Origin of the sequence: Mycobacterium kyorinense (genome assembly GCF_001672775.1) — a bacterium.
Lineage (GTDB): Bacteria > Actinomycetota > Actinomycetes > Mycobacteriales > Mycobacteriaceae > Mycobacterium > Mycobacterium kyorinense_A.
Genome location: NZ_LZKJ01000096.1, coordinates 1 through 5909, shown reverse-complemented (window position 1 = coordinate 5909; position 5909 = coordinate 1). Strand labels below are relative to the sequence as shown.

Below are 5909 nucleotides of genomic sequence, written 5' to 3'. Positions count from 1 at the left end.
GCACCGCCGACGAGAGCGCGCCCGTCGCCACGGCCAGCGTCAATCCCACCCAGTCCACCCGCAGCGCCTGGGTGTACTGGGTACCCAGCACCGCAATCAGTCCGAAGAACACGAACACCGCTGCTTCGCCAAAACCCGCATAGCCGTAGGGTTTCGAGCCTCCGGTGTACAGCCAGGCGCCGGCGATACAGGCCAGCCCCACCGCTACCAGCCATAGCGCGCTCGTCCACGCCAGCACCAGCCCGGCGATTGCGCCGACGGTCAGGCTCACCACGGCGACCGCCAGCACCGACCGTGGTGTCGCCAGCCGCGACCCCACCAGCCGCACCGGGCCTGCCCGGTCGTCGTCGGTGCCGCGGATGCCGTCGGAGTAGTCGTTGGCGAAGTTGACCCCGATGATGAATGCCACCGCTACGGCGAGCGCCAGCAGCGCCTTCCACCACACTGCGGCGTGTAACCACGCCGCAGCGCCGGTGCCCGCGATGACGGGGGCGACCGCGTTGGGAAGTGTGCGCGGTCTCGCGCCGGCGATCCACTGCGTAAGGCTGGCCACCGCCTGATCCTTCCACGGCCATGTCGGAGAATGAGCGCATGATCGGAGTGATCGGCGGCAGCGGCTTCTACACCTTCTTCGGAGCCGACGCGCGCCGCGTCAACCTCGACACCCCGTTCGGCGAGCCCAGCGCGCCGGTCACGGTCGGCACGGTCGGCGAGCACGAGGTCGCCTTCCTGCCTCGTCACGGCGCCAACCACCAGTATTCGGCGCACACCGTGCCGTATCGGGCCAACATGTGGGCGCTGCGCGCGCTGGGGGTGCGACGAGTCTTTGCGCCGTGTGCCGTTGGGAGCTTGACCGCTGACCTCGGGCCCGGCTCGGTGGTGGTGCCCGATCAGTTGGTCGACCGCACCCACGGTCGCGCCGACACGTACTTCGATTCCGGCGGGGCACACGTGGCCTTCGCCGACCCGTACTGTCCGGCGCTGCGCACCGCGGTGACCGGACTGCCCGGCGTGGTCGACGGCGGCACCATGGTGGTGATTCAAGGGCCGCGGTTTTCCACTCGCGCGGAAAGCCAGTGGTTCGCGGCCGCGGGGTTCACCCTGATCAACATGACCGGTTACCCGGAAGCCGTGCTCGCTCGTGAACTCGAAATATGCTATGCGTCAATCGCTTTGGTGACCGATCTGGATGCCGGCATCGAGGTGGGCGGGGGCGTGACGGCTATCGACGTGTTCAGTGAATTCGAGAAGAACATCGAGCCGTTCAAGAAGCTGGTCTATGAGGCAATTGGTCAGGTCGCCGGTGAGCACACCTGCACCCAGTGCCTGTCACAGAGCGGCGTCGAGCTGCCGTTCGAGCTGCCGTGAGTGTCGGCTAGGTCGTGTCGTCGGATGCCCGAAAGATCTTGGGCGCTTGGGTGTGTGGTGAGTCGTTGCCGCGGTAGATCCGCGGCGCGTCGTCGACGGCAACCGGCCGGGAGATCGTGACTGGCCGTCGTTGGTGTAGTCGGCCGGTGCCGATAGCCACGGCGAGGATGCACAGGGCCAGCCCGCACAGCACCACGTCGAACGTGCTGGTGATCTGTTGCGCGAGATTGCTGCCATAGACCGCATTCACGTCGGCGGGACCGGCCAGTCGGGGAGCCAACGCGACCCCTACCACGATCCGAGAAACCGTGAGCACGAACAGAACTCCACATAGTGACGCGATAACGGCCACTGGCAGTGTGCGGTTGACCAAGTTCAGATACAACCACACCGCAAGCACCGCGGTGACCAGATCGAATGCGGCCATCGCCGCGCTGTCGTAGGGCGAGTACGGCAGGTTCAAAACGATGGACACGACGATGTCGGTGATTCGCATCAACACCGAGCCGATGCACCATACGATGATCAGTACCAAGCCTTTTCGCGCGGTCCGCCGCCATGTATTTTGAGCGATCTGCTGGTCGGCCAGGATGCGCAACAACGTCAGCGGTGCAAATACCGCGGCGGCTACCGCCCACGCCAGATAGCCTTCGAATCCCACTCCGGTCGTCGAGGTGTTCTGCGCAATGCCGTGGAACCCGTCGATATCGCGGCCGACGTTAAGGCTCCACACGATCAGACCGGCGATCAGCGTCGATGCTCCCAGCCCAACCACCGTCAGCCGAGAATCCGTGCTGCGCTGCATAATCCATCGAGATGCCACGACGACGGTGACCAACGCCACGACGCCATACACGATGGCTGTCGCGATGATCGCGAGGTTTTGCTTGCCGAAGCCGGACGAACCCGTCGGCAGCGCCGCTTTGATCCGCCAGAACAAATTGAACACCACGCTCAGTACAGCGAGGGCTATCGATGCGTAGCCGATCAGCGGCGCCGAACGCAGCCATCCGCGCAACCTGTCGTCGTCGACGGTGCCGGTGATCGGCGGTTGCGCGCTCAACACTGCGCCGGCGACGCCAAGCCATGCCCCCGGGCCCACACCGCCTGGCACCGTAGCGGTCCCGCCGTATCGCACGGTCTGAACCACATCGAAAAGCACAAAGCCCAACACCATCAACAGGTAGGGGACGTTGAGCGCGGCTCGCACCGCAGGACCGAGGCGTCGACCGCCGGCGATAGCGGCCAGCGAAAGCACCGTGCACGCGATCAGCAGCGCAAAGAGTGCGCCACGGCTATTGGGGACGGTGAGGCCGAAATACAGATTCCACGGGAATACCAGCGCAAGTATCAACAGCACGGCGGCGGTCACCGCGCAGCTGATGTTCCACCGGCGGATCGACGTGCGGCTCACCAGCGATCGCGGTGGTTGCTCGGTCGGAGTCCGCGCAATCCTTGGCTTGCCGCCATGACGGGCAGCAGGCGTGTCATCGCGGCTATTGCTCACGGAAACGACAGTACTTCGAAGCGCGTTGGATGGTGCGGCCAGCTAACGACGGAAGTGCAGGTCCCGGGGCATCCGCGCTCAGATGTCCCCGGGATGGCATACGCTGGCTAACTCGGCGGGAGTGCAACCCGGGCTTCGATCGTTGAACCTTTGTCGGCCGAACGGTTGATGCTGCAGTGTCAGGAGAGGAGACCCGCGATGGACGTAGCTCTAGGCGTCGCGGTGGACGGTCCGGTTGCCCGTCTGACACTCGTTGGCGCGGGGGCCGACAGTGATGTAGTGATCGACGAGTCCGTGGTTGACGTGGGGGCGGACCCCATCGACAAGCTGGCCGAGACGGTGGTTGGCACGCATCGGCTGTTGGCAGCAGAAGATCATCGGCTGGTCGGGACTCGGCTGTGGTGGTCGGATCAGCGTCAGGCCGGTGAATTGCGGCAGACGCTCGACGATTCCGGCGTTCAGAATGTGACGTTGTTGCCGGAGGCCGAGGCGGAAACGTCGCTGATCGCGTCGTCTGCCGTCACGCCTGACGCCGACGAAACGGGAGCCACCTCATCGTTGCCGTTGTCGTCACCAGACGATCCTGAATTCGCGACGGCGCGGGCCGCCGCGGTGTCCGCGGGCTCGGCGACGACTCAGGCGGGCATGCCAGCGCAAGACTCGACGATGCTGGCCCCGGCGGCCACGATGGCCGATGCGGCTATGCCGGCCGATGCGACGACAATCAATGAGCCGGCTGCGGAGGCGACGGGTGCGGGTCAGCAGTTGGCCTACTCGATGACCGACGACGACTCCGAGCTGCTGTCGATGGACTACGCCGGAGACGACGACGAGTACGACTACGACTACGACCAAACCGAAGCAATGGGCGTCGCGGCGCCGGTCGGCCGTGCCTTGCTGATCGGCAGCTCCGTCGGCGGGATCTTGGTGGCGGGGTGCGCTGCGCTGGCCGTCGCAGTGACGATCGGTGTCCGGCCAACCGCGGCCAATCCGGTGCAGCCGCACGTGCAACCGCAACAGCAACAACAAAAACCGGTACCGGGAAACTTCATGCCGGTGTTGCCGGCGCCCAACGCGCCGAGCCCGCAAGTTCAGCCGCCGGCCGTCAGTCCCGGGGGTTCCCCGCAGGGCGTCTCGGGTCCGGCGCCGGCTCCGGCGGCGCCGCCTGCGCCTGCGCCGGCTGCCCCTCCCGCGGTCGACCAAGCACCTCCTGCCGCTCCGCCGGCACCTGGGTTCAACCCGGTGCCCATCCCGATACCGATTCCGCTTCCCATTCATGTGCCGCAGGGACCGATCGGCATTGGCGGTAACCAAGGTGGCGGAAGTCAGACCGGCGGCGGTCCGAACGGCAGTAGCCAAAGCGGTGGCGGTCAGACTGGCGGCGGTCCGAACGGCGGGTCCCAAAACGGTGGCGGTCAGACTGGCGGCGGTCCGAACGGCGGGAGCCAAAACGGTGGCGGTCAGACCGGTGGCGGTCCGAACGGCGGGTCCCAAAACGGTGGCGGTCAGACCGGTGGCGGTCCGAACGGCGGGTCCCAAAACGGTGGCGGTCAGACTGGCGGCAGCCATAACGGAGGCAGCGGGACTGGCGGCAACGAAAGCGGCAGTGGCGGTACGGGTTCGGGCGGCGCCGGGTCTGGCAACACCGGTGGTGAGAGTGGCTCGGGTAGCCCAGGGTCCGGCGGCACCGGATCTGGTGGCGCGGGGTCGGGCAACACTGGATCTGGCGGCGCCGGCTCGGGCTCGGGTAGCACCGGCAGCGGAAGTGGGTCGGGTAGCACCGGCGGTGGCAGCGGCTCAGGCAGCACCGGCGGCGGAAGCGGTTCCGGTAGCGCCGGCAGCGGAAGTGGGTCGGGTAGCACCGGCGGTGGCAGCGGTTCTCCCAGCGGCGGTTCGGGCAGCACCAGTGGCGGCGGCTTCGGGTCCGGCGGGGCCGGCTCAGGCAGCAGCAGTTCTGGCAGCAGCAGCGGCGGTTTTGGGTCGGGTAGTTCCGGCGGCTTCGGCTCAGGCGGCGGGAGCGGTTCGGGGAGTATCGGTGGCGGAAGCGGCTCTTCCGGCGGCGGGTTCGGCTCAGGCGGCAGTAGCTCTGGCGGCTCCGGCGGCGGGTTCGGCTCAGGCGGTAGCAGCTCGGGGGGCTTTGGCTCTGGTGGAGGCTTCGGATCCGGTGGTTCCGGGTCGAGCAGCAGCGGTTCCGGCGGTGCAAGTACCGGTGGCTGACCCAGCTCGCTCACCCAAAATTTTGGTGCTCTAGCCGCCTCTAGGACCGCGATACGATACTTTCGCCAACCGAATATGACTCGGTTCGGCGCCAAAGTCAGCCGAAGTATTGGGGCTCTCATGGGTGAGTTGAAGGTAGATCCAGCCGCTGTGCACGCGTCTGGCGTCGAGTTGCATCAGGTGGCGCAGGCACTGCACTCCGAACTATCCGCAACCGACGAGCAGATCGCTGCATCGCAGGCGGGGTGGGTCGGCCAGTCCGCCCAAGCCCTGGCAGCAAAAGCCGCTGAATGGCGCGAGGCGACCCAATCCCACCACAGCGATCTCACCACCCACGGCCACAACTTTGTGCAAACCGCACGCGCCTACCGCGGGGTGGACGACGAGGCTGCCGATCAGGTAGACCACGCCGCATCCGCGATCGGGCCTGCACCGGCCGACCCGCGCTGATCCGATGAGCTTGTCGATCGCCGACATCGATCGGTGGGACTCGGATGCGATCAACGCGGTCAGTCAAGCAAGCACCAACCGTGCCCAATCGACCACCCAGGCAAGCGGCGCATTGGGCGGATTGTCCGCATTCGACTCCTGGCAAGGTCCGGCGTCCACGGCGGCGCTGGCCCGAACGCAGCAGCACGCCACCGGACTCGACACTCACGGCCAGGATGCCTCTGGAATCGCGAGTGCCACCCGAGTTGCCGCGAACGAGGTCAACCAGATCAAGACCGAGCTGAGTTCACTTCGGGCCAGCGCCGCCAGTTGGGGAATCCGCATCGACCCGGTGACCAGCAGGGCCATTCCGCCGCCCAATCTCGAC

At 66.6% G+C, this 5909-nt stretch carries 5 protein-coding genes and 1 pseudogene; 4 read left to right on the top strand and 2 right to left on the bottom strand.

Annotated features, from left to right (window positions below; genetic code table 11):
- Positions 1-553, bottom strand: a 553-nt coding sequence (locus A5707_RS10635; RefSeq protein WP_065014453.1) for a 1,4-dihydroxy-2-naphthoate polyprenyltransferase, incomplete at its 3' end; no start/stop codon positions are given.
- Positions 554-591: 38 nt separating this feature from the next.
- Between A5707_RS10635 and A5707_RS10630 the strand changes: the two genes are divergently transcribed.
- Positions 592-1368, top strand: coding sequence for an S-methyl-5'-thioadenosine phosphorylase (locus tag A5707_RS10630; protein ID WP_065014454.1), 777 nt, complete (start codon positions 592-594; stop codon positions 1366-1368).
- Positions 1369-1375: 7 nt separating this feature from the next.
- Here A5707_RS10630 and A5707_RS10625 read toward each other — a convergent pair whose 3' ends face one another.
- Entirely contained in the window at positions 1376-2821 is a 1446-nt protein-coding gene (locus A5707_RS10625) for a hypothetical protein (RefSeq protein ID WP_156657765.1), read from the bottom strand.
- Positions 2822-3073: 252 nt separating this feature from the next.
- On the opposite strand from A5707_RS10625, the gene A5707_RS23790 reads away from it, so the two are divergent.
- From A5707_RS23790 to A5707_RS10610, 3 genes and pseudogenes are all read left to right on the top strand, one after another.
- Positions 3074-5092 (top strand): hypothetical protein, encoded by a 2019-nt coding sequence (locus A5707_RS23790; RefSeq protein ID WP_065014452.1) that lies wholly within the window; start codon positions 3074-3076, stop codon positions 5090-5092.
- A gap of 120 nt (positions 5093-5212) precedes the next feature.
- Positions 5213-5542 carry a WXG100 family type VII secretion target gene (locus A5707_RS10615; protein WP_065014451.1) on the top strand — a complete coding sequence of 110 codons (330 nt, stop codon included), beginning with the start codon at positions 5213-5215 and terminating at the stop codon, positions 5540-5542.
- Positions 5543-5546: 4 nt separating this feature from the next.
- Positions 5547-5909: pseudogene (locus tag A5707_RS10610) on the top strand (hypothetical protein); the annotation flags it as partial.